Below are 26,898 nucleotides of genomic sequence, written 5' to 3'. Positions count from 1 at the left end.
ATTTCGTACAGGCAAGAAGGGTAATTCTTCATTCCATTTCAATCAGATAAGTGGGCGCCCCTGAAGGGAGTCAGCCGCTAAGATTCGTGCCGAATTTTCCTTATAGGCGGTTTTCGGAGTACTCCGACTATCTACCTGCCTGGAATCAGGAATTGAATTAACTGAAGGTTGAACAGTGAGCAGCACAACACCCTCTTTCAAAGTCGGTATTTCATCCATCGGCGCCCATCTAACGGACCCGCTGACCAATACCAAAGTCACCGAACAAGCACGCATCCGCCAATTGATCGATATGGCGGTACAGGCCGAAGCCGGCGGCCTGGATAGTTATGCGCTGGGGGAGAGCCATGAACGTGGTTTCGTCAGCGCCGCCCACACCGTGATTCTCGGAGCCATCGCCCAGGCCACCCGGCGCATCACGCTGAAGAGCTCGGTCACGGTGGTCAGCACCCTGGACCCGGTGCGGGTATTCGAGGACTTCGCAACCCTGGACCTGATCTCCAACGGCCGCGCGCAGATCGTTGCCGGGCGCGGTTCGCGCATTGGCGGTTTCGGCCTGCTGGGTTATTCGCCGGAGGACTACGAGGCGCTGTTCGACGAGAAGCTCGACCTGCTCACGGCCATCAACCGCGCCTGCGAGGCCGGCGAGTCGCTGAACTGGCAAGGCAAGTTCCGCGCACCCTTGCGCAACGCCCATTTCTATCCGCGCCCAGCCAATGGAAAACTCCCGATCTGGCACGCCGTGGGCGGCCATAGCAGCAGCGCCATCGCCGCCGCCAAGCGTGGCCTGCCCATGGTGCTGACCACCCTGGCGGGGGACTCCCGCAGCTTCAAGCAACCCATCGATGCCTACCGGAAGACCGCCGAAGCCGCCGGGCACGCGGCCCTCGATATGCCCATCGTCACCACCAGCTGGTTCCACACGGCGAACACGGACGAGCAGGCGGTGCAGGAGTTTTATCCGTACTTCAACGGCATGATGAAAGAGCTGCGCGCCAACTCCGTGCCCATCGAGTTCCTGCGCGAGTCCCTGGACGTCAGCAACGCCATGATGATCGGCTCGGCGCAAACCATCATCGACAAGCTCAAGTACCAATACCGGCTCTACCGTCAGCAGCAGTTCCTCGCCCACGTGGACACCGGCGCGCTGCCGGCCGAGCTGGTGAGCAACAACATCGATGTGCTGGCCAAGGTCATCGCCCCGGAAATCCGTGCATTCGTTACCAAGGAGTCGAGCTAATGGCCAAGGCCCTCAGCAACGCCTTCCAGCGTCGTATCCAGCTGGACAACGCCGTGGTCTGGACCCCGGAGGGGCTCGCCCAGGTCATCGATCGAAGCCTGGTAACCATGGCCTTCGACAACCTCAGCATCTTCGACGCCCGCGACACGCCGCTGACGCCGCGGTACATCGTCGAGAAGATCCTGATCAAGGGGCAGGGCGGGCTCTGCTACGAGCTCAACTACCTGCTGAATCGGGTCCTGCGCGAGAACGGCGTGGCCACCACGTTGGTCACCGGCACCATCTTCGATGACGAGGCGAAGGACTGGTTCACCTTCACCGATACCCACGTGCTGAACATCGTCGAGCTCAACGGTGAGCGCTACCTGGCCGATATCGGTTTCGGCCTGAGAAGCCCGCGCACCCTGGTGCCCCTGGATGGCAGCGTGGTGGGGTTCGACGAAACCCAGTACCTGGTGACCCGCGATGACAAGTTCAACTACCTGAACTTCAAGAAGCGCGGTGAGGCGGAGTGGACCCTCGGCTACCGCTTCGCCATCGATTACCGGGAGGCGTCCATGGATGCGCTGGAGCGCAGTCGGCGGATCATGACCTTCGAAGAGGCATCGCCCTTCAACAAGAACCCGCTCATCGCCCTCTTCACCGCCGAGGGCAGCCAGGTGCTGACGGCCACGAGCTGCACCGTCGTCGATGGCAAGGGCAAGACCAAGCGGGCGATCACCCGGGAGGAGTTCGACGCCATGACGCGGGAGATGGCCCGCCCGGGCCGTTGAGCAATTCGGGTCAGGGCCGGGTTGTAGGATGTGGTTGAGCGTAGCGATACCCATCGGTTCCTGCGAACGGCATGGGTATCGCTGCGCTCAGCGGAACGCCGCCCGACCCATCCTACGGTCTGCGCGCACCACGAGCCGGTGCGCTCAATCCCACCCACTCGGGCAGCCCTTGCAGCCGTCCATATAGGTGGCCTGGAAGGTGGCGTAGTGCTTGCGGGCGCCTGAGAGGTCGGCGTTCTGCAGGTTGGCTTCGCCGATCTTGGCTTCCTGCAGGTTGGCGTCCTTGAGGTCGGCATCCTTCAGGTCGGCCTTGCTCAGCCAGGCCATTTCCAGGTCGGCGGCTTCCAGCTTCGCGTTGTGCATCTTGGCCCCTGAAAGCCGCGAGAACTCCAGGTACGCCCCCGACAGGTCGGCGCCACGGAACTGCGCGCCCTGGGCGAACAGGCCCCAGCCTTGTACGGCCACCAGGCGTGCGCCTTCGAGGTCGGCTACCCGCAGGTTGGCCTGTTGCAGGCTGGCGCGGGTGAGGTTGGCGCCAGCGAGATTGGCCTTTTCCAGGTTGGCCAGGTCGAGGTTGGCGTGGCGCAGGTCGGCACCGGCCAGGTTGGCGCCGGCGAGGTCCATCTTGCTCATGTCCTGGTTGGCGAGGTCCGCGCCGCGCAGGTCGGCGCCGGGGCAGCGGGATTCGGGTGCGATGCGGCAGCCGTTGATGACCCGGTCGCCGTCGTCGGCCAGGGCCAGGCTGCCGGCCAGCAGCAGCGCCAGCGGCAGGTAGAGGTGCAGGTTGTTCATGGCGGATTCCACAGGGCAGGCTTGAAAGGAGACCGGGGCGCAGGGCGCCCCGGTCGTTCACTCAACGCTGGGCGGTCTTGTCCCAGCTGGGCAGTTTGAACACCCAGAAGGAGCCGCCCTGGGCCACCGGCTTGGTCAGCTCGGCCATGTCGCCGCCCCACAGGGGCACCGCGCCGCCGTAGCCCACGGTCACGCCGATGTACTGCTCGCCGTCCTGCTCCCAGGTGATGGGCGGGGAGACGATGCCGCTGCCGGTCTGGAACTTCCACAGCTCCTTGCCGCTCTTGGCGTCGAAGGCCTTGAAGAAGCCGTCGCCGGTGCCGGTGAACACCAGGTTGCCCTTGGTGGCCAGTACGCCGGCCCAGAGCGGCAGGCGCTCCTTGTGCTCCCAGACGATCTTGCCGGTGGTGGGGTTCATGGCCCGCAGCACGCCCACGTGGTCGTCATACATGCGCTTGATGCGGAAGCCCTGGCCGAGGTAGGCCGAGCCCTTCTTGTAGGCCACCTCTTCGGTCCAGTAGTCCTCCTTCCAGTGGTTGGCCGGCACGTAGAACAGCCCGGTGTCCTGGCTGTAGGCCATGGGGTTCCAGTTCTTGCCGCCGAGGAAGGGCGGCGAGACTTCCACCGACTTGCCGTGCTTCTGGCCGGGCTCGGGCAGCGGCGGACGCTGGCCGGGGTTCTCCACCGGGCGGCCGGTCTTCAGGTCGATGTGGCTGGCCCAGGTGATGTTGTCGACGAAGGGGAAGGCGTTCTGCAGCTTGCCGTTGTTGCGGTCCACCACATAGAAGAAGCCGTTGCGGTCGGCGTGGGCGGTGGCGGCCACGGTCTTGCCGTCCTTGCCCTTGTAGTCGAACAGCACCAGTTCGTTGTTGCCGGAGAAGTCCCAGGCGTCGTTGGGGGTGTGCTGGTAGAACCACTTCACTTCGCCGGTGCTGGGGTCGACGCCCACCTGGCCGGAGGTGTAGAGGCTGTCGTAGTCCTTCGGCTCGCCGCCGTCGGCGGTGCGCGCCCAACCGTTCCACGGGGCAGGGTTGCCGGCGCCGACGATGATGGTGTTGGTCTTCGGGTCGAAGCTCGCGCTCTGCCACGGGGCGCCGCCGCCCTGGCTCCAGGCTTCCTTCTTGCCGGTGGGGTGATTCTTGTCGTCGGGCCAGGAGGGCGCCTTGATGTCGCCGGTGGGGGTGCTGTCCTTGCCGTTCAGGCGGCCCATGTGGCCCTCGACGAAGGGCCGCATCCACACCTCCTCTCCGGTGTCCGGATCGCGGGCGTAGAGCTGGCCGACCACGCCGAACTCGTCGCCGGAGCTGCCGTGGATCAACAGCACCTTGCCGCTCTTCTGGTCCTTCACGATGGTGGGCGCGCCGGTCATGGTGTAGCCGGCGCCGTGGTCGCCGAATTTCTTGTTCCAGACCACCTTGCCGGTCTTCTTGTCCAGGGCCACCACGCGGGCGTCCAGGGTGCCGAAGAAGATCTTGTCGCCGTAGATGGCGGCGCCACGGTTGACCACGTCGCAGCAGGGGCGGATGTCGTCGGGCAGGCGGTGGTTGTAGGTCCACAGGCGGTGGCCGGTCTTGGCGTCCAGGGCGAACACGCGGGAATAGGAAGCGGTGACGTAGATCACGCCGTCGCTGACGATGGCCTGGGATTCCTGGCCGCGCTGCTTCTCATCGCCAAAGGAGTAGGACCAGGCCGGGGCCAGCTTGAGCACGTTGTCGGCGTTCACCTGGGCCAGCGGGCTCCAGCGCTGGGCGTTGGTGCCCAGGCCGTATTGCAGTACGTCGCCGGTGGTCTCGTGGTCGTTGGCGATGTCGTCCCAGGTGACGTTGGTGGCGAAGGCGCCGCCGGCGGCGGCCAGGCCCCCGAGCAGTAGCAGGCAGCGGATGGCGGTGGACAGCGGGTTGGCAGGAGAGGGTAGCGATCTTGTTGTCATGGTTGCGATTCCCATAGTCGATGAGTACGGGGCCATCGGCTGGCCCGGCCTGTCGAATGGTGGGATTGGCACGTGCGGCGTGATACGGAAAAGCTCCCGCCAAGGCCGGGAAAACTTCCCAGTGGGGCCATGACTTGGCACTGCTGCCAAAGCCCCTGGTGACACCTGCCGAGGCAGTACGACCATGGGGGTATGGGCGTGCATCAGCACAAGGTATTAGGCCGCAGATACCAAGGTACTAGAGCCAGGCGCGACGCCCGGCAGTAGCCTGACATGCAAGGGAAACCTGTCAGAGGACTCCGCAATGGCCATCATCAAACACCTGCTCCTGCCACTGGCACTCATCTGCTGCCTGCTCGAATTCGAAGTGGCCAGGGCAGCCGGCGAAGCGGCCGCGCATACGAGCCACCCGCACGCCCAGGGCGCTTTCCCGCAGCGGGCCGGCTGAGCATTCCTTCCAGACGCATTCCCCAGATCACCGATGTGCCGGCGAACGGTTACCTACCGTTCGCCGGCACGCTTGCGCCTGCATGCCGGCGGCGGGTGAGCAGCGGCTTTCGACCATCTCCACCCGCATTACTACCAAGGGAGTAGGGCCAGGCCACCAAAGCAGGATGGGGGTGTGGCCGGGGGCTTCTTACCATTTCCCCACAGCGCTCCCTGGCAGAGCGCGCCTTGCCCAGCAGCTCAACGAGGATGTACCTGATGAACAAGAACAGCGCACTGCGCGGCCTCACCTTCCTGGCCGGCCTGACCCTGAGTGCAACCGTCCTGGCCCATGGCGACGTGGTGCCCCAGGCCGTGAACACCGAAGGCCTGGAGCCGCTCGGCAAGGAATGGCGCGACGAGAACCCCTACCGCGCGCCGTACGCCAAGCACGACCTGGCGGTGGAGATCGGCTCCTCGGCCTATAACCAGAACTGCGCCCGCTGCCACGGCCTGGAAGCCAAGTCCGGCGGCATCGCTCCCGACCTGCGCTACCTGGAGACCGACGCCAGCGGCGATGAGTGGTTCAAGGAGCGAGTGATCAATGGCGCGGTGCGCGACGGCGCGGTGTACATGCCGAAGATGGCCGACTTCCTCAGTCAGGAAGCCCTCTGGGCCATCCGCACCTACCTGGACAGCGTGCACGTGGACGAGTGACCGCCATGCGCGCGCTGCTCCTGCTCTGCTGGCTGCTGTGCCTGCCGTTGGCGCAGGCACAGGTGCGGCCCTATGACGACATCGTCGACTCCGGCGTGCTGCGGGTGGCGGTGTACGAGAATTTCGCCCCCTACAGCTTCAAGGAAGGCGAACAGGCGCGCGGTGTGGATGTGGACCTCGCCCGCGCCCTGGCCGAGGACCTTGGCCTCAAGCTCGAGCTGCTCTGGGTCACCCCGGGCGAGAAGCTCGACGACGACCTGCGCAACTTCATCTGGAAGGGCCACTACATGCGCCCCGGCCAGCTCGCCGACCTCATGCTGCGGGTGCCCTACGATCGCGACTACGCGCAGAAGCGCAACGACGTGGGCGAACTGGCCAACGAGCAGGTGGTGATGTTCGGCCCCTACCAGCGCGAGCGCTGGCAGGTGGCCTACGACAGCCGGCGGCTGCCGGAGGTGCCGAGCATCGGCGTGTTCCAGTTCCACCCCATCGGGGTGGAGCTGGAAAGCGTGCCGTCCTTCTACCTCACCTCGGTGTTCGCCGGGCGCCTGGCACGCAACACCCATCACTACCCGGGCCCTGCGGCGGCCTTCGAGGGTATGCGCAAGGGCGAGGTGGACGCGGTGATGGCCCTGCGCGGCGAGCTGGACTGGCTGGAGCACCAGGCCCACGACCCGCAGATCCGCGATGCCGACAACACCTACCCCAACCTCGGCCAGCCCGACTGGGATATCGGCATGGCGGTGCACGAAAGCAACCGCCAGCTGGCCAATGCGGTGGAAGAGGGCGTGGACGGCATGATCCGCGACGGCCGCCTGGAGAAGCTCTACGCCGCCTACGGCCTGCGCTACGAGCTGCCGGGGTTCTATCAGGAAGTCCAATGACGGAGGTGCGGGATGCACAGGCGTTCGTTGCTGCTGTTGGGCCTGGTGGGCGCCAGCGCGCCGCTCTGGGGCGCCGGGGCCGACCCGGTGGAGTCGGTGATGTGGGACTACTTCCACCAGCGCCTCTTGGGGAGTGAGCCCTACGTCTTCGACCCCAGGGTGGTGCTGGAGGCGCCGCCGTTCGCCGAGGACGCGCGCCAGGTGCCGATCCAGGTGGACGCCCGCGCCTTCACCGGGCAGGTGGTGAAGATCATGGCCTGGGCCGAGCTCAATCCCATTCCGCGCATCTTCATCTTCGAGCCCGGCGAGCGAGTGGAGCCGCTGCTGGCCATCCGCATCCGCGTCGAGCAGGCCACGCCCATCCGCGCCGCCGTGCTCACCCGCGACGGCCTCTGGCACATCGGCTCCACCCGGGTGGACGCCGCCGGCGGCGGCTGCACCGCCCCCAGCGTGGTGCGCGCCCAGGCCGGCTGGGAGGACCGCCTGGGCCAGGTCCATGGCGGCCGCTTCCCCCTGGGTGACGGCAACCGCCTGCGCCTGCGCATCGACCACCCCATGGACAACGGCCTGGTGGGCGGCATCCCCGAGTTCTTCCTCAACCAGGCCGAGCTGCGCGATGCCAGCGGCAAGCCCCTGGCCACCCTGGAGCTGTTCCCGGCGGTGAGCGAGAACCCCACCATCAGCCTGCAGGTGCGCGGTAGCGATGACGCACGACTGTGGCTGCGGGACAACAACGGCAACGAGTTCGAAGCCAGCTTCTGAGGAGGCACCATGCGCCTGATCGCCCTGATGCTGGCTTTGCTCGCATTCAACGCCGCCGCCACCCAGGACTACGCCCTGGCGCCCCGGCAGATCGCCGACGGCACCTGGCTGCTGGAAGGCAGCACCGACAACTTCGCCAAGGACAACGGCGGCAATATCGTCAACACCGGCTTCATCGTCACCGAGGCGGGGGTGGTGGTGATCGACAGCGGGCCCTCGAAGGCCTATGGCGAGGCCATGCGCCGGGCCATCGCCAAGGTCACGGAGCAACCCATCGTTCTCGTGCTCCTCACCCACCACCATCCCGACCATGTGCTGGGCAACCAGGCCTTCGCCGACGTGCCCATCGCCGCCCTGGCCGGCACCGGCACGCTGCTGGAAGAGCAGGGCAACGCCATGGCGGAGAACATGTACCGCCTGGTCGGTGACTGGATGCGCGGCACCGAGGTGGTGTTGCCGAACCAGACGGTGGAGCCCGGTGTGCGCGAGATCGGCGGCCACCGCCTGCGTCTGCTGGGCCTGACCGGCCACACCGGGGCCGACCTGGCGGTGCTGGACGAGACTACCGGCGTGCTCTTCGCCGGCGACCTGGTGTTCTACCAGCGCGCCCTGACCACCCCTAACAGCCCCGGCCTGGATGCCTGGCAGGCGGACATCGACACCCTGGAACAACTCCCCTGGAAGACCCTGGTGCCCGGCCACGGCCCCGTCAGCCAGGACCACGCGCCGTTCGCGCAGATGCGCGACTACCTGGGCTGGCTCGATGGCCTGCTGAGGGATGCGGCGGCCAAGGGCGAAGAGATGAACGAGGTGATCCGCGCTCCCATCCCCGAGCGTTTCGCCAAGGTCAACCTCAGCCGCTACGAGCTGATCCGCAGCGTCAGCCACCTCTATCCGAAGTACGAACTGGCGCGGATGCCAAGGGTGGATGTGCCGGCGCAGTGACGCCCCGATCGGTGCGCGCGGCGCACCCTACCGCAGGGACCCGTAGAGTGCGCCGCGCGCACCACCGCATTACTGCACCACCCACTGCCCGCCAAGGGCGCCGGTATTGCTACCAACGGAGGAGGAAAATCCGCACTGCGTCCAATTGTTGGGCGACACCCGCGAACCAAGAATTTGCGGCAGACCGGGAAAATTTCCCGGATCACAACAACAAGCCCGCAGAGGTAGCCGCAATGAAGCTCGCCACACCCCACCAGCCTTTCGCCCGGACGCTGCTGTGCGTCGCCGTCATGCTGTCCAGCAGCCTGGCCCTGGCCGGTGTCACCGATCAGGACATCCTCGACGACGCCACCACCACCGACCAGGTGGTGACCAATGGCCTGGGCCTCAAGGGCCAGCGCTACAGCACCCTCGAGGCGCTCAACAGCGACAACGTGCAGCAGCTGCGCCCGGTGTGGGCGCTGTCCTTCGGTGGTGAGAAGCAGCGCGGCCAGCAGGCCCAGCCGCTGGTGAAGGACGGCGTGATGTACGTCACCGGTTCCTATTCGCGGGTGTTCGCCGTGGACGCGCGCACCGGCAAGAAACTCTGGCAGTACGACGCGCGCCTGCCCGACGGCATCATGCCCTGCTGCGACGTGATCAACCGGGGTGTGGCCCTGTACGACGACCTGGTGATCTTCGGCACCCTGGACGCCAAGCTGGTGGCCCTGAACAAGGACACCGGCAAGGTGGTGTGGCGCAAGACCGTGGCCGACTACAAGGCCGGCTACTCGATCTCCGCCGCGCCCCTGGTGGTCAAGGGCAAGCTGATCACCGGCGTGGCCGGCGGCGAGTTCGGCGTGGTGGGCAAGGTCGAGGCCTACAACCCGAAAAACGGCGAGCTGCTCTGGTCCCGTCCCACCGTGGAAGGCCACATGGGCTACGTCTTCAAGGACGGCAAGAAGGTGGAGAGCGGCATCTCCGGCGGCGAAGCCGGCAAGACCTGGCCAGGCGACCTGTGGAAGACCGGCGGCGCGGCGCCCTGGCTGGGCGGCTACTACGACGCCGACACCGACACCCTGCTGATCGGCACCGGCAACCCCTCGCCGTGGAACTCCCACCTGCGCCCCGGCGACAACCTCTACTCCTCCTCGCGTCTGGCGCTGAACCCGGAGGACGGCTCGATCAAATGGCACTTCCAGACCACGCCCCACGACGGCTGGGACTTCGACGGCGTGAACGAACTGGTGTCCTTCGACTACAAGGATGGCGGCAAGACCGTGAAAGCCGCCGCCACCGCCGACCGCAACGGCTTCTTCTACGTACTGGACCGCACCAACGGCAAGTTCATCCGGGGCTTCCCCTTCGTCGACACCGTGACCTGGGCCAAGGGCCTGGACAAGGACGGCCGGCCGATCTATGACGACGCCAAGCGCCCCGGTGTCCCGGGTGCCGACGGCAAGCACGGCAGCTCGGTGTTCGTGGCGCCGTCCTTCCTCGGCGGCAAGAACTGGATGCCCATGGCCTACAGCCAGGACACCGGCCTGTTCTACGTGCCCTCCAACGAGTGGGGCATGGACATGTGGAACGAGAACATCGCCTACAAGAAGGGCGCGGCGTACCTCGGCGCAGGCTTCACCATCAAGCCGCTGAACGAGGACTACATCGGCGTGCTGCGCGCCATCGACCCGAAGAGCGGCAAGGAAGTCTGGCGCTACAAGAACTACGCACCGCTCTGGGGCGGTGTGCTGGCCACCAAGGGCAACCTGGTGTTCACCGGCAACCCCGAGGGCTACCTGATGGCCTTCGACGCCAAGACCGGCAAGAAGCTCTATGAGTTCAACACCGGCTCCGGCGTGATCGGCTCGCCCATCACCTGGGAAATGGACGGCGAACAGTACGTCTCGGTGCTCTCCGGCTGGGGCGGCGCGGTGCCGCTGTGGGGCGGCGAGGTGGCCAAGCGCATTCAGGACCTGAACCAGGGCGGCATGCTCTGGACCTTCAAGCTGCCCAAGGCCGAGGCGCTGGCCAAGCGTTGATACCCGCAAGGCCCGCTCCGGCGGGCCTTGTCGTTTCTGCGCGGTGCGCACGGCGCACCCTACCTGTGCCGACCGCATCCTTCGATCTACGACCAAGGAACCATGTCCACTGCTGGCGATTCGCCGCTTAATAGCCCCAAACAATGACAACAAAAGGGACGAGCGATGCGTCACTGCCTGATCCACAGCCTTCTGATCCTTCTCGCGGCCGCCGCCACCTTCGCCGGCCTGCCGCCCTGGCTGGCCATCCTGGCGCTGCTGCCCTTGCCCTGGCTGCTGCGGGCGCGGCCGCAGCCGGCGCAAAGGCGGGAGGAGGGCGCCGACCTCGCGCGGCTGACCCGCGACCTGTCCCGCAGCACCAGCCACAACGCACTGTCCGCCGCCGGGGTGGCCTGGTCGGTGGACCGTCTGGCCGAACGCCTGAAGTCCCAGCTGCAATCCGCCGAGCGCATCGTCGGCGGCGCCGAGGTGATGATCGAAACCGAAGCCGCCACCTCCAACCTCAGCCAGCAGGCCCTGGCCGCCGCCGCGGATGCCCGGCAGAGCAGCGACGAGGGCCGCGAGGTGCTGCGCCAGGCCATCGACCTCATGTACCAGCTCAGCCAGCGCGCCGGCGCCAGTCGCGAGCTGATCGCCGGGCTCAGCCAGCGCGGCGAGGAAATCCAGCAGGTGGCCCAGGTGATCCAGTCCATCGCCAGCCAGACCAACCTGCTGGCGTTGAACGCCGCCATCGAGGCGGCGCGGGCCGGCGAGCACGGCCGTGGCTTCGCCGTGGTGGCGGACGAAGTGCGCGGCCTGGCCGGACGCACCGCCAGCGCCACCGGCGAGGTGGGGCAGATGGTGGCCGATATCCAGCGCCAGACCGCCCTGGTGGTGGAGCAGATCCGCCAGCTGTCGGAGGACCTGGAAGCCGGCGTCGGCCAGGTGGAACTCACCGGTCGCCAGCTGGAAAAGATCGCCGGGCTGGCGGCGGCGGTGGAAGGGCAGGTGGACGAGATCGCCCAGGGCGCCCGCACCAACCGCGACCAGTTGACCGATCTGTTCGAGGCGGTGGGGCAGATGCGCGGCGACCTCGGCGAGAGCGACGCGCAAACCCGGCGCCTGGCCGAAGCCGCCAGCCAGCTGGAGGGCCAGGCCGAAACCATCAGCGAACGCCTGGCCGAAGTAGGGCTGGATGACTACCACCAGCGCGTCTACGACCTGGCCCGGCGTGGCGCGGCGGCCATCGCCGAGCGCTTCGAGGCGGACGTGGGCGCCGGCCGCATCGGCCTGGAGGACCTCTTCGACCGGCGCTTCCAGGTGGTGCCCGGCACCTACCCGCAGAAGTACGGCTCGCGCTTCGACCGCTACACCGACCAGGTCCTGCCGGAGATCCAGGAGCCCCTGCTCAAGGAACACGAGGGCCTGGTGTTCGCCATCGCCTGCACCCAGGAGGGCTTTGTGCCGACCCACAACCTGGCCTTCAGCCAGGCGCCCACGGGCGATCGCGAGCACGACACGGCGCGCAGCCGCAGCAAGCGCATGTTCAACGACCGCACCGGCGTCCGCTGCGGCAGCCACCAGCAGCCGTTGTTGCTGCAGACCTATACCCGCGACACCGGCGAGCTGATGCATGACCTGTCGGTGCCCATCGTCGTGCAGGGCCGCCACTGGGGCGGCCTGCGCCTGGGCTACCGGCCCGAGCAGGCCGCCGCCAGCGCTTCGGCCAAGCCGCGCAAGGCTCTGCAACGGGCCCGGCCAACTACTACTAAATAACGAAGGCGTCGCGCCCATGGGCGCATACCGGGGGCGGGTGGCGGCTGACTAAGATCGGTCCACAGCCTGCCCAACCGGGCCGGTACCGACCAGAGAGAACAACGCCATGATCTACGCGCAACCAGGCACTCCCGGCGCCGTCGTCAGCTTCAAGCCCCGTTACGGCAACTACATCGGCGGCGAGTTCGTCGCCCCGCTGGGTGGCCAGTACTTCACCAATACCTCGCCGGTGAACGGTGAGGTGATCGCCGAGTTCCCCCGTTCCGGCGCCGAAGACGTGGAGAGGGCCCTGGACGCCGCCCACGCCATCGCCGATGCCTGGGGCAAGACCTCGGTGCAGGACCGCGCGCTGATCCTGCTGAAGATCGCCGACCGCATCGAGCAGAACCTCGAAGTCCTGGCCGTCGCCGAAACCTGGGACAACGGCAAGGCCGTGCGCGAGACCCTGAACGCCGACGTGCCTCTGGCCGCCGATCACTTCCGCTACTTCGCCGGCTGCATCCGCGCCCAGGAGGGCTCCGCCGCCGAGATCAACGAGCACACCGCCGCCTACCACTTCCACGAGCCCCTGGGTGTGGTGGGGCAAATCATCCCGTGGAACTTCCCGCTGCTGATGGCCGCCTGGAAGCTGGCCCCGGCCCTGGCCGCCGGCAACTGCGTGGTGCTCAAGCCGGCCGAGCAGACCCCGCTGTCGATCATGGTGCTGGCCGAAATCATCGGCGACCTGCTGCCGCCCGGCGTGCTGAACATCGTCCAGGGCTTCGGCAAGGAAGCGGGCCAGGCCCTGGCCACCAGCAAGCGCATCGCCAAGATCGCCTTCACCGGCTCCACCCCGGTGGGCTCGCACATCCTCCATTGCGCGGCGGAGAACATCATCCCCTCCACCGTGGAACTGGGCGGCAAGAGCCCGAACATCTTCTTCGAGGACATCATGGCCGCTGAGCCGGCGTTCATCGAGAAAGCCGCCGAGGGCCTGGTGCTGGCCTTCTTCAACCAGGGCGAGGTGTGCACTTGCCCGTCCCGCGCGCTGGTGCAGGAATCGATCTTCGAGCCGTTCATGGTGGAGGTGATGAAGAAGATCAAGGCGATCAAGCGCGGCAACCCGCTGGACACCGACACCATGGTCGGCGCCCAGGCGTCCGAGCAGCAATACGACAAGATCCTCAGCTACCTCGACATCGCCCAGCAGGAAGGCGCCGAGCTGCTCGCCGGTGGCGCGTCCGAACGACTGCCGGGCGACCTCGCCAGCGGCTTCTACATCCAGCCGACCCTGCTCAAGGGCCACAACAAGATGCGCGTGTTCCAGGAGGAAATCTTCGGCCCGGTGGTGGGCGTCACCACCTTCAAGGATGAGGCCGAGGCCCTGGCGATCGCCAACGACACCGAGTTCGGCCTCGGCGCCGGCGTGTGGACCCGCGACATCAACCGCGCCTACCGCATGGGCCGTGGCATCAAGGCCGGCCGCGTGTGGACCAACTGCTACCACCTGTACCCGGCCCACGCCGCGTTCGGTGGCTACAAGAAGTCCGGCGTCGGCCGCGAGACCCACAAGATGATGCTCGACCACTACCAGCAGACCAAGAACCTGCTGGTGAGCTACGACATCAATCCGCTGGGCTTCTTCTGATCCCCAGCCTGCAATGAAAGAACGCGGCCTTCGGGCCGCGTTTTTGTTTTCCCGAAGTGATGGGTATCGCTCCGCTCGCGGAACGCCGCCCGACCCATCCTACGAAGCGCGTCCAAGGGGATCGAATACGTAGGATGTGGTTGAGCAGCGCGAAACCCATCAGCGATGTTCGACGGGGCGCAAAGACCCCTACCAAATCAGGAGCGAATCTCCTCCGAAAGTACCATTCGGACCCCTCCGCGCCGGTGTTTAACTGGACTTGCCGGAATCCTCCGGCGGAATAACAAGAGGATTGCTCCATGTGGACTAAACCCGCCTTTACCGATCTGCGCATTGGTTTCGAAGTGACCCTGTACTTCGCCAACCGCTGATCTGCATCGCCCCGGCCCTGCCGGGGCCCCCGCCAGGGCTTATCCCATGCACATCCAGATTCTCGGCTCCGCCGCTGGCGGTGGTTTTCCCCAGTGGAACTGCAACTGCCGCAATTGCCGGGGCGTGCGCAGCGGCAAGCTGCGCGCCCAGCCGCGCACCCAGTCGTCCATCGCCCTCAGCGCCAACGGCATCGACTGGGTGCTGTGCAACGCCTCGCCGGACATCCGCGCCCAGCTCGACGCCTATCCGCCACTGCAGCCGGCCCGGCGCGTGCGGGATACCGGTATAGCCGCGATCATCCTGATGGACAGCCAGATCGACCACGTCACCGGCCTCCTGAGCCTGCGCGAGGGCTGCCCGCACCAGGTCTGGTGCACCGACATGGTCCACCAGGACCTTTCCAGCGGATTCCCGCTGTTCCCCATGCTCCGGCACTGGAACGGCGGCCTCGTCTGGAACCCGATCGAGCTCGCCAACCCGAGCTTCGAGATTCCCGCCTGCACGGGCCTGCGCTTCACCGCCATCCCCCTGCGTAGCAGCGCGCCGCCGTACTCGCCGCACCGGGGCAACCCGCACCCCGGCGACAACATCGGCCTGTTTATCGAGGACCTGAACACCGGAGGCAACCTCTTCTACGCCCCGGGCCTGGGCCAGGTGGACGAGGCGCTGACGGGCTGGATGGCCCGCGCCGATTGCCTGCTGGTGGACGGCACGCTCTGGCGCGACGACGAGATGCGCCACTGCGAGGTGGGCGACAAGCTCGGCAGCGCGATGGGCCATCTGCCGCAAAGTGGTCCGGGCGGGATGATCGAGGTGCTGGACGGCATACCCGGCCCGCGCAAGGTGCTCATCCACATCAACAACACCAATCCGATCCTCGATGTCGATTCCGCCGAGCGCGCCCAACTGGAGCGCCATGGCATCGAAGTGGCCTGGGATGGCATGGGCATCGAGCTGTGAACCATATCCGGTGCGCGCGGCGCACCCTACGAGGGACCAGAACATGAGCCAGAGAGCCATGACCCCGGCGGAATTCGAGCAGGCCCTGCGCGCCAAGGGCGCTTGCTACCACATCCACCACCCCTACCACCGCGCGATGTACGAAGGCCGCGCCAGCCGTGAGCAGATCCAGGGCTGGGTGGCCAACCGCTTCTACTACCAGGTGTGCATCCCGTTGAAGGACGCCGCCATCCTCGCCAACTGCCCGGACCGCGACACCCGCCGCGACTGGATCCAGCGCATCCAGGACCACGACGGCGCGCCGGGTGAGGAGGGCGGCATCGAGGCCTGGCTGCGCCTGGCCGAGGCGGTGGGCCTGGACCGCGAGCAGGTGCTGTCCCAGGAGCTGGTGCTGCCCGGGGTGCGCTTCGCGGTGGACGCCTACGTCAACTTCGCCCGTCGCGCCAGCTGGCAGGAGGCGGCCAGCAGCTCGCTGACCGAACTGTTCGCCCCGCAGATCCACCAGTCGCGGCTGGACAGTTGGCCGCAGCACTACCCCTGGATCGACCCGGCCGGCTACGACTATTTCCGCAAGCGCCTGAAGGAGGCGCGACGCGACGTGGAGCACGGCCTTCGCATCACCCTCGACCACTACCGCACGGTCGAGGCCCAGCAGCGCATGCTGGAGATCCTGCAGTTCAAGCTGGACGTGCTCTGGAGCATGCTCGACGCCATGAGCATGGCCTACGAGCTGGAGCGTCCGCCCTACCACACGGTGACCCGCGAGCGGGTCTGGCACCGGGGGATTGCGCTATGAGCGATTTCGACCTGTATCAGGTACCCAACCTGCGCCGGGGCTTCCGCCTGCAATGGGAGCCGGCCCAGGGCTGCCATGTGCTGCTCTACCCGGAGGGCATGGTGCGGCTGAACGAGAGCGCGGGGGAAATCCTCCGGCTGGTGGACGGCCAGCGCTCGGTGGCGCAGATCATCGTCGACCTGCGCCGACGCTTCCCCGACGTGCAGGGGCTGGACGAAGACATCCTGGCTTTCATCGAGGTGGCCCATGCGCAATTCTGGCTCCAGCTCCAAGCCTGACCACCAGCCGGGGCCGCCGTTCTGGCTGCTGGCCGAGCTGACCTACCGCTGCCCGCTGCAGTGCCCGTACTGCTCCAACCCCCTGGACTTCGCCCAGCAGGGCGAGGAACTGACCACGGCGCAGTGGATCGAGGTGTTCCGCCAGGCCCGCGAACTGGGCGCCGCGCAGCTGGGTTTCTCCGGCGGCGAGCCGCTGGTGCGCCAGGACCTGGAGGAGCTGATCCGCGCCGCGCGGGAACTGGGCTACTACACCAACCTGATCACCTCCGGCATAGGCCTGACCGAGGCGCGCCTCACCGCGTTCAAGGACGCCGGGCTGGACCATATCCAGGTCAGCTTCCAGGCCGCCGACGAGGAGGTGAACAACCTCCTGGCCGGCTCGCGCAAGGCCTTCGCCCAGAAGCTGGCCATGGCCCGGGCGGTGAAAGCCCAGGGCTACCCCATGGTGCTGAACTTCGTCACCCACCGACACAACATCGACAGCATCGAGCGGATCATCGAACTGTGCATCGAACTGGAGGCGGACTTCGTCGAACTCGCCACCTGCCAGTTCTATGGCTGGGCCGAACTCAATCGCGCCGGGTTGCTGCCCACCCGCGCGCAACTGGAACGCGCCGAGCGCATCACCAATGAGTACCGGGAAAAGCTCGCCGCGGAGAAGCACCCGTGCAAGCTGATCTTCGTCACCCCGGACTACTACGAGGAGCGTCCCAAGGCCTGCATGAACGGCTGGGGCAACCTGTTCCTCGACATCACCCCGGACGGCACCGCCTTGCCGTGCCACAGCGCCCGCCAACTGCCGGTGCAGTTCCCCAACGTGAAGGAGCATGACGTCCGCCACATCTGGTACGAGTCGTTCGGCTTCAACCGCTTCCGTGGCTACGACTGGATGCCCGAACCCTGCCGCTCCTGCGACGAGAAGGAGAAGGACTTCGGCGGCTGCCGCTGCCAGGCCTTCATGCTCACCGGCAAGGCCGAGAACGCCGACCCGGTGTGCGCCAAGTCGGCCCACCACGGCAAGATCCTGGTGGCCCGTGAGGAGGCGGAGCGGGCGCCCCTTGAACTGTCGGACCTTACCTATCGCAATGAGCGCGCCTCGCGGATCATCTGCCGCGCCTGAGGTGCGGCCCTTCGGCTTCTGGGAAAGCGACTGGAGCGCCGAGCGCGCGGTGGCCGCCAGCCGCGACTTCGCCGAACTGCGCGTGGGGGTGGCCGGCCTGTTCTGGAGCCTGTTCGACCCCGCCGACGGCCGCACCACCCTGTGGCGCTGGCAGGCGGGAATCGCGCGTTGCCTGACGCCGACCGGCTTCTCTCTGCGCAGCCGGGTGTACGAGTACGGCGGCGGTGCCTTCTGTCTGTTCGAGGAGGCCCTGGCCTTCGTCAACGAGGCCGACCAGCAGCTCTACCTGCAGCCCCTGGCCGGGCCGCCTCGGGCGCTCACGGATGTACCTGGCCGCCGCCATGGCGACCTCTGGCCGGGCGGGGGCCGGGTGCTGGCGGTGGAGGAGGAGGGTGCGCGGCACCGGCTGGTGGCCATCGCCCTGGCGGACGGCGAGCGCCAGGTGCTGGCCGAAGGCGCGGACTTCTACGCCGCGCCGCGCCTGGCGCCCGATGGCCGGACCATCGCCTGGATCGAGTGGAGCCGCCCGGCGCAGCCCTGGACCGAGACGCGCCTGTGCCTGCGCCGGCGTCAGGCCGATGGCTGGGGCCCGGTGGAGGTGGTGGCCGGTGGCGAGGGCGGCGAGTCCCTGCAACAACCATGCTTCGACGGAGCGGGGCGCCTGCATGCACTCAGCGACCGCAACGGCTGGTGGCAGCCCTGGCGCCTGGATGCCCGGGGCCTGCGGGCGCTGCCGGCGGCCCTGGCCGACCACGCTGCCGCACCCTGGCAATTGGGGGCCTGCAATCAGCTGCCGGATATCGGCCTGCGCACCTGGTTCGCCGAGGGGCAGGCCTACCTGGCCATAGACGGCGGCAGGCCGCTGGCGGCCGACTACAGCCGCTTTCGCCAGTTGGCGGCGGACAGGTCCCATTGCTACTGCATCGCCGCCGGGCCGGAAAGCGCCAGTGCCGTACTGGCCATCGAGCGAGAGGGCGGCGCGGTGCGGGTGTTGGCGGGAGGTGGTTGCCCCTTGCCCAGACGGCATCGCGCCCGGCCACGACCGCTGCGTTTTCCGGTAGGCCATGGCGAGTGGGCCCACGCCTTCTTCTATCCGCCGACCCATGGCGACTTCCAAGGCCCGGACGGCCAACTGCCGCCACTGCTGCTGTGCTGCCATGGCGGGCCCACCTCGGCCTGCCAGCCGGTGTTCGACCCGCGCATCCAGTTCTGGACCCAGCGCGGCTTCGCCGTGGCCGACCTCGATTACCGCGGCAGCAGCGGTTACGGCCGTGCCTACCGGCAGCGCCTGGCCGGTAGCTGGGGCGAGCTGGAGGTGGAAGACGCCAAGGCGCTGTTGGAACACCTGGCGGCCCTGGGCCTGGTGGAGCGCACACGGGCCTTCATCCGGGGCGCCAGCGCTGGCGGCTACACCGGCCTGATGGCGCTGCTGGGGGATACGCCGTTCCGTGGCGGCGCCAGCTACTACGGGGTCAGCGACCCCCTGGTGCTGCGGGAGAGGACCCACAAGTTCGAGGCGGACTACCTGGACTGGCTGATCGGTGACCCCTTGCGGGACGCCCAGCTTTATCGCCAGCGCTCGCCGGTGCTGCGTTCCGCCGAGATCGGCGCCCCATTGATCTTCTTCCAGGGCGGGCGCGATGCGGTGGTGGTGCCGCAGCAGACCGCCGCCATGGTGGCCGCCCTGGAGGCGGCCGGCCAGCGGGTGGAATGCCATGTCTACCCCGAGGAGCGCCACGGTTTCCGCCAGGCCGCCAACCTGGCCCATGCCCTGGAGGCGGAGTTGGGCTTCTACCGGAGCCTGCTGTGAATGCGCAGACGTAGGATGGGTCGGGCGGCGTTCCGCGAGCGAAGCGATACCCATCGGCTGGGAATGATGGGTATCGCAAGCTCAACCCATCCTACGGACTGCCGTAGGGGCGGCGCCCAAGGTCTGATTGAAATGCCCTACGAATCCAGTAGGCTGGGTCCTACTCACCACATAACTACAAGAAAGAGCTGTCTGATGCGGCACGATATCAGCCCACTTCGCAAGTTCGTTTCTCCCGAGATCATTTTCGGCGCCGGATGCCGGCACAATGTCGGCAACTACGCCAGCACCTTCGGTGCGCGCAAGGTCCTGGTGGTCTCCGACCCCGGCGTCCAGGCCGCCGGTTGGGTGGCCGACATCGAGGCCAGCCTGCAGGCCCAGGGCATCGATTACTGCCTCTACACCCAGGTTTCGCCCAACCCCCGCGTCGAAGAAGTGATGCAGGGCGCCGAGGTCTACCGCAGCAGCGGCTGCAACGTCATCGTCGCGGTGGGCGGTGGCAGCCCCATGGACTGCGCCAAGGGCATCGGCATCGTCGCCGCCCACGGCCGCAGCATCCTCGAGTTCGAGGGCGTGGACACCCTGACGGTGCCCAGCCCGCCGCTGATCCTCATCCCCACCACCGCCGGCACCTCGGCCGACGTGTCGCAGTTCGTGATCATCTCCAACCAGCAGGAGCGGATGAAGTTCTCCATCGTCAGCAAGGCGGTGGTGCCGGACGTGTCGCTGATCGACCCGGAAACCACCCTGAGCATGGACCCCTTCCTCTCCGCCTGTACCGGCATCGACGCCCTGGTGCACGCCATCGAGGCCTTCGTGTCCACCGGCCACGGCCCGCTCACCGACCCCCATGCCCTGGAAGCCATGCGCCTGATCAACGGCAACCTGGTGCAGATGATCGCCAACCCCGGCGACATCGCCCTGCGGGAGAAGATCATGCTCGGCAGCATGCAGGCCGGCCTGGCCTTCTCCAACGCCATCCTCGGCGCGGTGCACGCCATGTCCCACAGCCTGGGCGGTTTCCTCGACCTGCCCCATGGCCTGTGCAACGCGGCACTGGTGGAGCATGTGGTGGCCTTCAACTACAGCGCTGAGCCTGCGCGCTTCAAGGTGATCGCCGAGACCCTGGGCATCGACTGTCGCGGCATGACCCAGAACCAGGTGCGCCAACGCCTGGTGGAACACCTGGTGCAGTTCAAGCACGCCGTGGGCTTCCACGAGACCTTGCGGCTGCACGGGGTGGGCAGTTCGGATATTCCCTTCCTCTCGCGCCACGCCATGGACGACCCCTGCATCCTCACCAACCCGCGCGCATCCAGCCAGCGGGATGTCGAGGTGGTGTATGCCGAGGCCCTCTGACGAGCAGCGCGAAGCCCTGACCGGGCTGCTCGGGCTCGGCAGCCATTCCGCACGCAAGAGCCACTACCCCGAGTTGCTGGCACGCCTGGAAGAGCTGGAGACCGAGCGCAATCGCTACAAGTGGCTGTTCGAGCACGCCGTGCACGGGATCTTCCAGGCCAGCCTCAAGGACGGCCTGCGTGCCGCCAACCCGGCCCTGGCCGAGATGCTCGGTTATGACTCGCCCCAGGATTGCCTGTTCAGCCTGACGGACCTCGCCGACCACCTGTTCGCCGGTGGCGCCGAGGAGCTGGTGACCATCGGCCGGGCGCTGCAGCGCGAGGGCGGCCTGTTCGGCTACGAGACCCGGTTGCTGCGCAAGGACGGCAGCCCTGTGGACGTGCTGATGAACCTGCTGCTGAAACCGGATGAAGAGGGGCTGGTGGAAGGCTTCGTCGCCGACATCACCGAACGCATCCTCGCCCAGCAGCGCCTGCAGACCCTCAACGACGAACTGGAGCAACGGGTACTGGAACGTACCCGCGAACTCCAGGCGCTGAATGAGCAGCTGCGTGAGGCGCGGGACGCCGCCGAGGCGGCCAACCTGTCCAAGGACAAGTACCTGGCGGCCGCCAGCCACGACCTGCTGCAACCCCTGAACGCCGCGCGGCTGCTGGTGTCCACCCTGCGCGAGCGGGCGCTGCCGGCCGCCGAGCAGCAACTGGTGGAGCGCAGCCACCAGGCCCTGGAAGGGGCCGAGGACCTGCTCGCCGACCTGCTGGATATTTCCAAGCTGGACCAGAGCGCGATCAAGCCGGACCTGGACGTCTACGCCCTGGACGAGGTGCTGGGGCCGCTGGCCTCGGAGTTCGAGAGCGTCGCCGAGGCCGCCGGTCTCGGCCTGCGGGTACGCATCCCACGGGTATCGATCAGCACCGACTTCCGCCTGCTGACGCGCATCCTGCGCAACTTCCTCAGCAACGCCTGCCGCTACACCGAGCGTGGCCGCGTGCTGCTCGGCGCGCGGCGGCGCGGCGACCGCCTGCGACTGGAGGTGTGGGACAGCGGCCGGGGCATTCCGGCGGATCAACTGGAGGCGATCTTCCTCGAGTTCAACCAGCTGGACGTGGGCCGCGCCGCCGAACGCAAGGGTGTGGGCCTGGGCCTGGCCATCGTCGATCGCATCGCCAGCATGCTGGAGTACCGGGTCGAGGTGCGCTCGCAACTGGGGCGCGGCTCGGTGTTCAGCATCGAGGTGCCGCTGTCGGCGACCGCGGCACCGACAAGGCCCAATATGGAAGCCCGCCCGGTCACCGGCGATCCGCTACCGGGCCGGCGCCTGCTGGTGGTGGACAACGAACCGGGGATTCTCGCCAGCATGTCGGCGCTGCTCGGCCAGTGGGGCTGCGAGGTGCTCACCGCCAGCGACCTCGACGGCGCCCTGGCGGCGCAGCGGGAGCGCGTGCCCGAGCTGTTGCTGGTGGATTACCACCTGGACCACGGCAGGCTCGGCTGCGAGGTGATCCGCAGCCTGCGCGAACGCAGCGCCAGTGAACTACCGGCGGTGATCATCACCGCCGACCGCTCCGACCAGTGCCGACGGGAGTTGCAGCAGCTCGGCATTCCGCTGCTGAACAAGCCGGTGAAGCCCGGCAAGCTGCGGGCGGTGATCAGCCAACTGCTCGCCCAGCCGAACCGCTAGGCATTCCTGCGCCAGCCCCGCTGCCTAGAAGGTGGGGTTGGACAGGGTGGCGGTGGCCGACAGCAGCACCCCATTGCCCACGTCGAACGCCAGCTGGAAGTTCGCCTGGACCGGCAGGGCGACCTTGGTGGCGCTGGCGTTCAGCGGCGTGATGGGGAAGGTCAGTTCCAACTGGTCGGACGAGCGCAGCTCGCGCACTACCCGGTTCTCGCCATGGGCGAAGTAGGCCGTGCGGGTCTTGCGGCTGATGCCCACCACCGCGACGAAGTCGATCATCAGGATGACCCCCGGTGGTCCGCCAAGGTCCGGGTCGCTGAAGGTGGTGCTGTTGATGCGCGCCACACCCTTGAGGGGAATGTCGTCGAGGTCGGTGGACAGCGTGCCGGCGATGGGCACGAGCAACTGGGCCGCGCGGCGGGGGAACAGGGTCAGGGCGGTGGCGGCGCCGGACGCGGCCACCGCCACGAAGCCGGCGCAGGCCAGCAGGGCGGACGGGAGTTGCCTTCGAGCGATGTTCATCTGCATCTCCTCGGCCCTCAGGGGGCCGCTAGCGCGGGTTGCGCGCCGTCCTGTGCCGGAGGGGGCGCACCTGCTTGGTCGAGATAGTGGATCAGTGCTTCCACGTCCTGCTCGCCGAGGCCGAGGTTGGGCATCTGCACCTCTTTGAAGCGGGCGAAGAGTTCCAGGGCGATGGGGTCCTTCTGCTCCACCATCTGCTCCACCATCTGCTCCGGCGCGCGGATGAAGCGCCGCAGCCAGTCCCCGTTGCGGCGCTGGGTAATGCCCAGCAGGTCCGGACCCAGCCCATCGCCCTGGCCGATGCTGTGGCAGGTGGCGCAGGCCCGGGCGAACAGGTAGCGGCCGGCGTCGAGGTTCTCCAGGGTCGGCGCGCTGGCGTAGCCCAGGCCGCTCACGCCGCGTTGGCGCTGCCAGCCCAGCAGGAAGGCGCTGAGCTTGCTGGCGAGGAAGGCCGGGTTGTCCATGGTGGATTGGCGCATCCACTGGCCGGTGGGCTCGTTGCCCACCATCAGGCTGGCGAGGTGGTTGTCGGAGGCCTCGGCGTCGGTGACCGACCAGAGCCCGAGCTTTTTCTGCGCCAGGGCGATGTCGTCCGGCGCGCCGGTGAGGAACAGCCAGCCCTTTGGCGCATGGAATTTCTCGGCGTAGGCCTTGAGTACCTCCGGCGTGTCGTGGATGGGGTCCACGCTGATGGAGTAGAAGTGGATTTCCCTTCCCGCCGAATCGCCCAGCAGCGCTTGCACCCGCGCCAGGTTGGCGGTGCTGAGCGGGCAGCTTTGCGAGCACTGGGTGAAGATCATGTTCACCGCCACCGACTTGCCCTTGAGCAGGTCGCGGTACAGGTGCACGGTTTCGCCGTCCTGGGTCACCAGGGGCACGTCCGGGAAGTAGCCCGGGCCCCAGGGTTGGGCGCCCACGGCCGTGCCGCCCAGCGTCAGCCAGGCGGCCAGCCCGAGCGCCATACGCAAGGCGGTCATGCTGCCTCCTACTTGAACGCGGTCCGCAGGATCTCGGTCGGCGGCACGAAGGTCACCCCCTGGGGCGTCGGGATGGGCGTCGGCAACGGCCGCAGGAAGGCGCCGCCGAGGTTGTCGATTTCCCAGCGCATCAGCATGGCGTTGTCTTCATGGGTGGTGTTGTGACAGTGCTCCATGAACATGCCGCCGAAGTCGCGGAACTGCAGGGTGATGGTGACGCTGCCGCCCGGATGCAGGCGGTAGACGTCCTTGCGTCCACGTTCCCAGGCCGGGACGTTGCTGGCCTTGCCGTCGCGGGCGAGGATCTGGCCCTCCTCGAAGTGGATATGGATGGGGTGGTCCCAGCCACCGCCGCCATTTTTCAGCGTCCAGATCTCGCGGGTGCCGAACTTCGGCCCTGCGCTGATGCGCCCGTAGTCCGCCGCGAGCATGGCGCCGCCGTCGGTCTTGACGCCCCAGGGGCCGAAGTAGCTCGACGTCGGGTCGCTGGTGGTGGTGTTGGCGCCGCGGCCGAACTCGAAGGTCCGTTGCGCCGACACCGGCACTTTCGATAGGTCCGGGTTCGGGCAGAGCACCGCCGGCACCTGGCTCTTGTCGGGGTAGGTGGGGTTGCGAACGATGCGGAATTCGAGGAAGCGTCCGACACAGGGGTCGTCCGACTTGCCGTTGAGGGCGTCGCGCAGGGAGATGTCCTCCTTCGGGCGCCGGCCGTTCTCGTGCTCGGCAAGGTTCACCATCCAGACCTTGTCGCCGATCTTGTAGCGGGCGAAGTCGATGATGATGTCGTAGCGCTCGGCGATGCCCATTTCGTCCAGGGTGGTCAGCACCACCGGCGCCGGCAGCAGGTTGCCGTCATTGGCGATCTGGATCATCGGCGAGGCGTCGCTCAGGGAAATCTTGAAGAAGCGCGCGACGGCGGCGTTGAGGATGCGGAAGCGGTACTTGCGCCGCTCGACCTCGAAGTACGGCTTGTAGACCAGGTTCACCGTCATCACATCGCCGAGGAAGCCGTCGAAGTCGAAGATGTTCATCGCCAGCTGGCCTTCGCCGTCCCAGGCCTTGTCCGCGACCATCAGGTTCACGTCGTAGTCCAGGTTGCCGTAGGACTTGGCGTTGCCGCTGGGCAGGCGCAGGTTGGCACCGTCGTTGATCTCCTCGTTGCCCCGGTCGATGGCGCTGTAGATGTTGAACATCCCGGCGTTGCCCTTGTACACGTTCTGCGAGGTGAAGCTGAACATGTGGTCGTGGAACCAGTGGGTGCTCATGCTTTCGTGATAGTCGCCGGGCAACCGGTCCACGCCGCCGGCGTCGTTCGGGCTGCCGCAGCGTGGGTCGGTGGCCTGGGTGTTCACGCTGTAGTAGCCGCCGTGCACGATGGGGTAGTGGTAGTCGTAGAACTGCCGGGGGAAGAAGTAGGCCCCGGTGAAACCGTCGTTTTCCGCGCCATGGTGGCCGTTGTGCTCATGGGTGCTGATGGTGTGGATGCCGAAGCCGCCGTTCTGGGTCGGGTCGTCCGGCAGGCGGTTGTGGTGCCGCAGCAGGATGGACTCCTGGTAACGACCGATCAGCAGCTTGGGTGGCAGGGTGCCGTTGAAGGTCCAGAGCGCCAGTGACCCCTGCACGGGCAGGTCGGGGTGGAAGGCGGGGGGCAGGGCCTGCGTCGGGTCTATTCCCGAGTTCAGGCTCGAGGGCACTTGCGGCCGGTAGGCATAGTTGGGCTTGGCGCCTTCCTGGGTCACCTCGACGACCACCTTGGGATAGAAGGTGCTCCATTGCTGGTGCGCCCAGATCGGTCCCGGCGGGCGTCCTTCGATGGGACCAACGCCACCGCCGAGCACGGCGGGCACGGGTTGCATGGTGGTATTGGCTTGCGCCGTGGGGTCGGGGCCGGGCACGTTCGGGTAGGCCGGGATGGGGTTCATCACGCCGGTACCGGGGGTGAAGGGCTTGCGCGGCAGCACGTCGAAACGCGGCATAGGCTGGGTGAAGGCCTGCACGCCGAACAACGGGCTCGGCGGCAGCCCGGTGGGGATATCGAAGCTGTCGGCGTAGGCGCTGCTGGTGAAGGGGCTCAGTCCGTGGACCGGTACCAGCAATCCGCCGGTAGTGGTCAGGCCCCACTTGATGAAGTCGCGTCGCGTCACTTCCCCCTTGGTGAGGGCGCTGGCCAGTTCGGCAAAGTTCCTTCGGGCATTTTCCGCTTCCCTGAGTCGCGCCTTGGACGCATCTCGTGGAAGGTACATATGTCCCTCCTCATTGCTGACACCCCTGGAATAACCCCCGTGCAAACGTGACCGACGGAGGCAAGACTTGCGGCCGGTGGCGGGCCGCAAGCGCGAGAGTCCATTGCGTTGGCAGTAACTTTGATGAGGTCGCGACCAAGGGCTGGCCTTCCCGGGGAGGGCCATTCTCAAGGCGTGAACGAGCTTTATGTAACATGCTGTTACGAGCGTGATGTGCTGTCAATCAGCCATCTCGTGCTTTGTCAGGCTCTTTGGGACTAACGAAAAGCGTTTCATTCCCAGCGGAAACTAGAGTGCTTTTCCTGTTTCCAGCGCGTTACAACGCCCCCTCGCGGTGCACTCGAGCGACCCGGCGCTCCCCGCTTTGACAACCCCTCATGCCCCACTAACGTTGAGCGCAGGGCAGGCCCCGCCTGTTTTTTCCCGTTGCCGGAGCCATTCATGTACTACGCCGTCGTGGTTGCCTTCATGTTCCTGCTGCCACTGCTGTCGCTGGCCGTGGAATCCCTCGCGGCCGGCGCAGCCATCACCGCAGCGCTGGTCGCCAAGTGGTTCGTGTTCTGGTCGGTGGGCTGGCGCCTGCTCCTCGCCGGCTCCAAGCAGATCGTCCAGCCGCGCTATACGGCGAACGTGATCCTGGGCCTGAAGACGGACGAAGCGCTGATCCTGGTACGCGAACTGGGCTTCGCTAATGTGGCCATGGGCGTGCTGGGCGTCCTCAGCCTCTGGCAGCCCGCCTGGCAGCTGGCCGCCGCCCTCGCCGGGGGCCTGTTCTACGCAATGGCAGGCGTATCCCATCTGCTGCAAGGGCACAGGAATCGCCTGGAGAACGTCGCCATGGTCTCGGACTTGTTCGCCGCCGCGGTGCTGCTCGGGGCTTTCGTCCTGGCGTTCTAGGGGAGCCTCCATTCGGC

Annotated in this window: 24 protein-coding genes; 19 read left to right on the top strand and 5 right to left on the bottom strand. The window is 67.1% G+C overall.

All coding sequences use genetic code 11. From position 1 onward, the window contains the following. Positions 1-175 precede the first annotated feature (175 nt). Positions 176-1,240, top strand: coding sequence for an LLM class flavin-dependent oxidoreductase (locus tag PCA10_RS15555; RefSeq protein ID WP_016493020.1), 1,065 nt, complete (start codon positions 176-178; stop codon positions 1,238-1,240). After that, on the top strand, positions 1,240-2,013 hold the full coding sequence (locus tag PCA10_RS15550; protein ID WP_016493019.1) for an arylamine N-acetyltransferase family protein: 774 nt from the start codon (positions 1,240-1,242) through the stop codon (positions 2,011-2,013). The genes PCA10_RS15555 and PCA10_RS15550 overlap by 1 nt, the downstream gene beginning before the upstream one ends. Before the next feature lie 144 nt (positions 2,014-2,157). Here PCA10_RS15550 and PCA10_RS15545 read toward each other — a convergent pair whose 3' ends face one another. Both PCA10_RS15545 and exaA read right to left on the bottom strand, forming a co-directional pair. Beyond that, a complete protein-coding gene (locus PCA10_RS15545; RefSeq protein ID WP_016493018.1) occupies positions 2,158-2,805 on the bottom strand; it encodes a pentapeptide repeat-containing protein in 648 nt (215 codons plus the stop codon). Positions 2,806-2,866: 61 nt separating this feature from the next. Further along, positions 2,867-4,735 carry a quinoprotein ethanol dehydrogenase gene (gene exaA, locus PCA10_RS15540; protein ID WP_016493017.1) on the bottom strand — a complete coding sequence of 623 codons (1,869 nt, stop codon included), beginning with the start codon at positions 4,733-4,735 and terminating at the stop codon, positions 2,867-2,869. A 304-nt stretch (positions 4,736-5,039) separates the two neighbouring features. Here exaA and PCA10_RS30645 point away from each other — a divergent pair, with 304 nt between their 5' ends. From PCA10_RS30645 to PCA10_RS15470, 16 genes are all read left to right on the top strand, one after another. Continuing rightward, positions 5,040-5,183: a hypothetical protein gene (locus tag PCA10_RS30645; protein WP_158491048.1), complete on the top strand. Its 144-nt coding sequence runs from the start codon at positions 5,040-5,042 to the stop codon at positions 5,181-5,183. 257 nt (positions 5,184-5,440) lie between these two features. Next, a complete protein-coding gene (gene pedF / locus PCA10_RS15535) occupies positions 5,441-5,878 on the top strand; it encodes a cytochrome c-550 PedF (protein WP_016493016.1) in 438 nt (145 codons plus the stop codon). 5 nt (positions 5,879-5,883) lie between these two features. Then, positions 5,884-6,762, top strand: coding sequence for a substrate-binding periplasmic protein (locus PCA10_RS15530; RefSeq protein WP_016493015.1), 879 nt, complete (start codon positions 5,884-5,886; stop codon positions 6,760-6,762). A gap of 12 nt (positions 6,763-6,774) precedes the next feature. Continuing rightward, positions 6,775-7,524 carry a quinoprotein dehydrogenase-associated SoxYZ-like carrier gene (locus tag PCA10_RS30375; protein ID WP_016493014.1) on the top strand — a complete coding sequence of 250 codons (750 nt, stop codon included), beginning with the start codon at positions 6,775-6,777 and terminating at the stop codon, positions 7,522-7,524. Positions 7,525-7,533: 9 nt separating this feature from the next. Beyond that, the gene (locus PCA10_RS30370; RefSeq protein ID WP_016493013.1) at positions 7,534-8,469 is read left to right on the top strand and encodes a quinoprotein relay system zinc metallohydrolase 1; all 936 of its coding nucleotides are present in this window, start codon (positions 7,534-7,536) and stop codon (positions 8,467-8,469) included. 233 nt (positions 8,470-8,702) lie between these two features. Continuing rightward, positions 8,703-10,487: a methanol/ethanol family PQQ-dependent dehydrogenase gene (locus tag PCA10_RS15515; protein WP_016493012.1), complete on the top strand. Its 1,785-nt coding sequence runs from the start codon at positions 8,703-8,705 to the stop codon at positions 10,485-10,487. Between the two features lie 165 nt (positions 10,488-10,652). Further along, positions 10,653-12,242 carry a methyl-accepting chemotaxis protein gene (locus tag PCA10_RS15510; protein ID WP_016493011.1) on the top strand — a complete coding sequence of 530 codons (1,590 nt, stop codon included), beginning with the start codon at positions 10,653-10,655 and terminating at the stop codon, positions 12,240-12,242. Between the two features lie 106 nt (positions 12,243-12,348). Continuing rightward, positions 12,349-13,869, top strand: a complete 1,521-nt coding sequence (gene exaC / locus PCA10_RS15505) for an acetaldehyde dehydrogenase ExaC (RefSeq protein WP_016493010.1) — start codon at positions 12,349-12,351, stop codon at positions 13,867-13,869. 299 nt (positions 13,870-14,168) lie between these two features. Further along, complete coding sequence (gene pqqA / locus PCA10_RS29650; RefSeq protein WP_072432761.1) at positions 14,169-14,240, top strand: pyrroloquinoline quinone precursor peptide PqqA; 72 nt, start codon at positions 14,169-14,171, stop codon at positions 14,238-14,240. A 46-nt stretch (positions 14,241-14,286) separates the two neighbouring features. Continuing rightward, positions 14,287-15,201, top strand: coding sequence for a pyrroloquinoline quinone biosynthesis protein PqqB (gene pqqB, locus PCA10_RS15500; RefSeq protein ID WP_016493009.1), 915 nt, complete (start codon positions 14,287-14,289; stop codon positions 15,199-15,201). A 43-nt stretch (positions 15,202-15,244) separates the two neighbouring features. Further along, positions 15,245-15,997 (top strand): pyrroloquinoline-quinone synthase PqqC, encoded by a 753-nt coding sequence (gene pqqC / locus PCA10_RS15495; protein ID WP_016493008.1) that lies wholly within the window; start codon positions 15,245-15,247, stop codon positions 15,995-15,997. Next, positions 15,994-16,275 (top strand): pyrroloquinoline quinone biosynthesis peptide chaperone PqqD, encoded by a 282-nt coding sequence (gene pqqD / locus PCA10_RS15490; RefSeq protein ID WP_016493007.1) that lies wholly within the window; start codon positions 15,994-15,996, stop codon positions 16,273-16,275. The genes pqqC and pqqD overlap by 4 nt, the downstream gene beginning before the upstream one ends. Continuing rightward, entirely contained in the window at positions 16,244-17,395 is a 1,152-nt protein-coding gene (gene pqqE / locus PCA10_RS15485) for a pyrroloquinoline quinone biosynthesis protein PqqE (RefSeq protein WP_016493006.1), read from the top strand. Before pqqD ends, pqqE begins: the two co-directional genes overlap by 32 nt. Further along, positions 17,361-19,205, top strand: coding sequence for a S9 family peptidase (locus PCA10_RS15480; protein WP_051148041.1), 1,845 nt, complete (start codon positions 17,361-17,363; stop codon positions 19,203-19,205). The genes pqqE and PCA10_RS15480 overlap by 35 nt, the downstream gene beginning before the upstream one ends. Before the next feature lie 195 nt (positions 19,206-19,400). Then, positions 19,401-20,564, top strand: a complete 1,164-nt coding sequence (ercA, locus tag PCA10_RS15475; protein WP_016493004.1) for an alcohol dehydrogenase-like regulatory protein ErcA — start codon at positions 19,401-19,403, stop codon at positions 20,562-20,564. Then, complete coding sequence (locus PCA10_RS15470) at positions 20,548-22,245, top strand: PAS domain-containing hybrid sensor histidine kinase/response regulator (protein ID WP_016493003.1); 1,698 nt, start codon at positions 20,548-20,550, stop codon at positions 22,243-22,245. The genes ercA and PCA10_RS15470 overlap by 17 nt, the downstream gene beginning before the upstream one ends. 24 nt (positions 22,246-22,269) lie before the next feature. Here the strand turns inward: PCA10_RS15470 and PCA10_RS15465 are convergent, their stop codons facing one another. Genes PCA10_RS15465 through PCA10_RS15455 form a run of 3 tightly spaced genes read right to left on the bottom strand, consistent with a single transcriptional unit; the run spans position 22,270 to position 25,984 of the window. After that, positions 22,270-22,764, bottom strand: coding sequence for a hypothetical protein (locus PCA10_RS15465; protein ID WP_016493002.1), 495 nt, complete (start codon positions 22,762-22,764; stop codon positions 22,270-22,272). A 17-nt stretch (positions 22,765-22,781) separates the two neighbouring features. Next, the gene (locus PCA10_RS15460; RefSeq protein ID WP_016493001.1) at positions 22,782-23,741 is read right to left on the bottom strand and encodes an SCO family protein; all 960 of its coding nucleotides are present in this window, start codon (positions 23,739-23,741) and stop codon (positions 22,782-22,784) included. Between the two features lie 8 nt (positions 23,742-23,749). Then, positions 23,750-25,984: a multicopper oxidase family protein gene (locus PCA10_RS15455; RefSeq protein ID WP_016493000.1), complete on the bottom strand. Its 2,235-nt coding sequence runs from the start codon at positions 25,982-25,984 to the stop codon at positions 23,750-23,752. A gap of 441 nt (positions 25,985-26,425) precedes the next feature. Here PCA10_RS15455 and PCA10_RS15450 point away from each other — a divergent pair, with 441 nt between their 5' ends. Next, positions 26,426-26,881 carry a DUF6790 family protein gene (locus PCA10_RS15450; protein WP_016492999.1) on the top strand — a complete coding sequence of 152 codons (456 nt, stop codon included), beginning with the start codon at positions 26,426-26,428 and terminating at the stop codon, positions 26,879-26,881. The last annotated feature ends 17 nt before the right edge of the window (positions 26,882-26,898 follow it).

Source organism: Pseudomonas resinovorans NBRC 106553, assembly GCF_000412695.1.
GTDB lineage: Bacteria > Pseudomonadota > Gammaproteobacteria > Pseudomonadales > Pseudomonadaceae > Metapseudomonas > Metapseudomonas resinovorans_A.
This window is presented reverse-complemented; position numbering and strand designations above follow the sequence as displayed.

Coding starts and splice junctions, on each gene's coding strand:
- PCA10_RS15550 (WP_016493019.1), top strand. CDS start 1,240: ATGGCCAAGGCCCTCAGCAACGCCTTCCAGCGTCGTATCCAGCTGGAC.
- PCA10_RS15545 (WP_016493018.1), bottom strand. CDS start 2,805: ATGAACAACCTGCACCTCTACCTGCCGCTGGCGCTGCTGCTGGCCGGC.
- exaA (WP_016493017.1), bottom strand. CDS start 4,735: ATGACAACAAGATCGCTACCCTCTCCTGCCAACCCGCTGTCCACCGCC.
- PCA10_RS30645 (WP_158491048.1), top strand. CDS start 5,040: ATGGCCATCATCAAACACCTGCTCCTGCCACTGGCACTCATCTGCTGC.
- pedF (WP_016493016.1), top strand. CDS start 5,441: ATGAACAAGAACAGCGCACTGCGCGGCCTCACCTTCCTGGCCGGCCTG.
- PCA10_RS15530 (WP_016493015.1), top strand. CDS start 5,884: ATGCGCGCGCTGCTCCTGCTCTGCTGGCTGCTGTGCCTGCCGTTGGCG.
- PCA10_RS30375 (WP_016493014.1), top strand. CDS start 6,775: ATGCACAGGCGTTCGTTGCTGCTGTTGGGCCTGGTGGGCGCCAGCGCG.
- PCA10_RS30370 (WP_016493013.1), top strand. CDS start 7,534: ATGCGCCTGATCGCCCTGATGCTGGCTTTGCTCGCATTCAACGCCGCC.
- PCA10_RS15515 (WP_016493012.1), top strand. CDS start 8,703: ATGAAGCTCGCCACACCCCACCAGCCTTTCGCCCGGACGCTGCTGTGC.
- PCA10_RS15510 (WP_016493011.1), top strand. CDS start 10,653: ATGCGTCACTGCCTGATCCACAGCCTTCTGATCCTTCTCGCGGCCGCC.
- exaC (WP_016493010.1), top strand. CDS start 12,349: ATGATCTACGCGCAACCAGGCACTCCCGGCGCCGTCGTCAGCTTCAAG.
- pqqB (WP_016493009.1), top strand. CDS start 14,287: ATGCACATCCAGATTCTCGGCTCCGCCGCTGGCGGTGGTTTTCCCCAG.
- pqqC (WP_016493008.1), top strand. CDS start 15,245: ATGAGCCAGAGAGCCATGACCCCGGCGGAATTCGAGCAGGCCCTGCGC.
- pqqD (WP_016493007.1), top strand. CDS start 15,994: ATGAGCGATTTCGACCTGTATCAGGTACCCAACCTGCGCCGGGGCTTC.
- pqqE (WP_016493006.1), top strand. CDS start 16,244: ATGCGCAATTCTGGCTCCAGCTCCAAGCCTGACCACCAGCCGGGGCCG.
- PCA10_RS15480 (WP_051148041.1), top strand. CDS start 17,361: ATGAGCGCGCCTCGCGGATCATCTGCCGCGCCTGAGGTGCGGCCCTTC.
- ercA (WP_016493004.1), top strand. CDS start 19,401: ATGCGGCACGATATCAGCCCACTTCGCAAGTTCGTTTCTCCCGAGATC.
- PCA10_RS15470 (WP_016493003.1), top strand. CDS start 20,548: ATGCCGAGGCCCTCTGACGAGCAGCGCGAAGCCCTGACCGGGCTGCTC.
- PCA10_RS15465 (WP_016493002.1), bottom strand. CDS start 22,764: ATGAACATCGCTCGAAGGCAACTCCCGTCCGCCCTGCTGGCCTGCGCC.
- PCA10_RS15460 (WP_016493001.1), bottom strand. CDS start 23,741: ATGACCGCCTTGCGTATGGCGCTCGGGCTGGCCGCCTGGCTGACGCTG.
- PCA10_RS15455 (WP_016493000.1), bottom strand. CDS start 25,984: ATGTACCTTCCACGAGATGCGTCCAAGGCGCGACTCAGGGAAGCGGAA.
- PCA10_RS15450 (WP_016492999.1), top strand. CDS start 26,426: ATGTACTACGCCGTCGTGGTTGCCTTCATGTTCCTGCTGCCACTGCTG.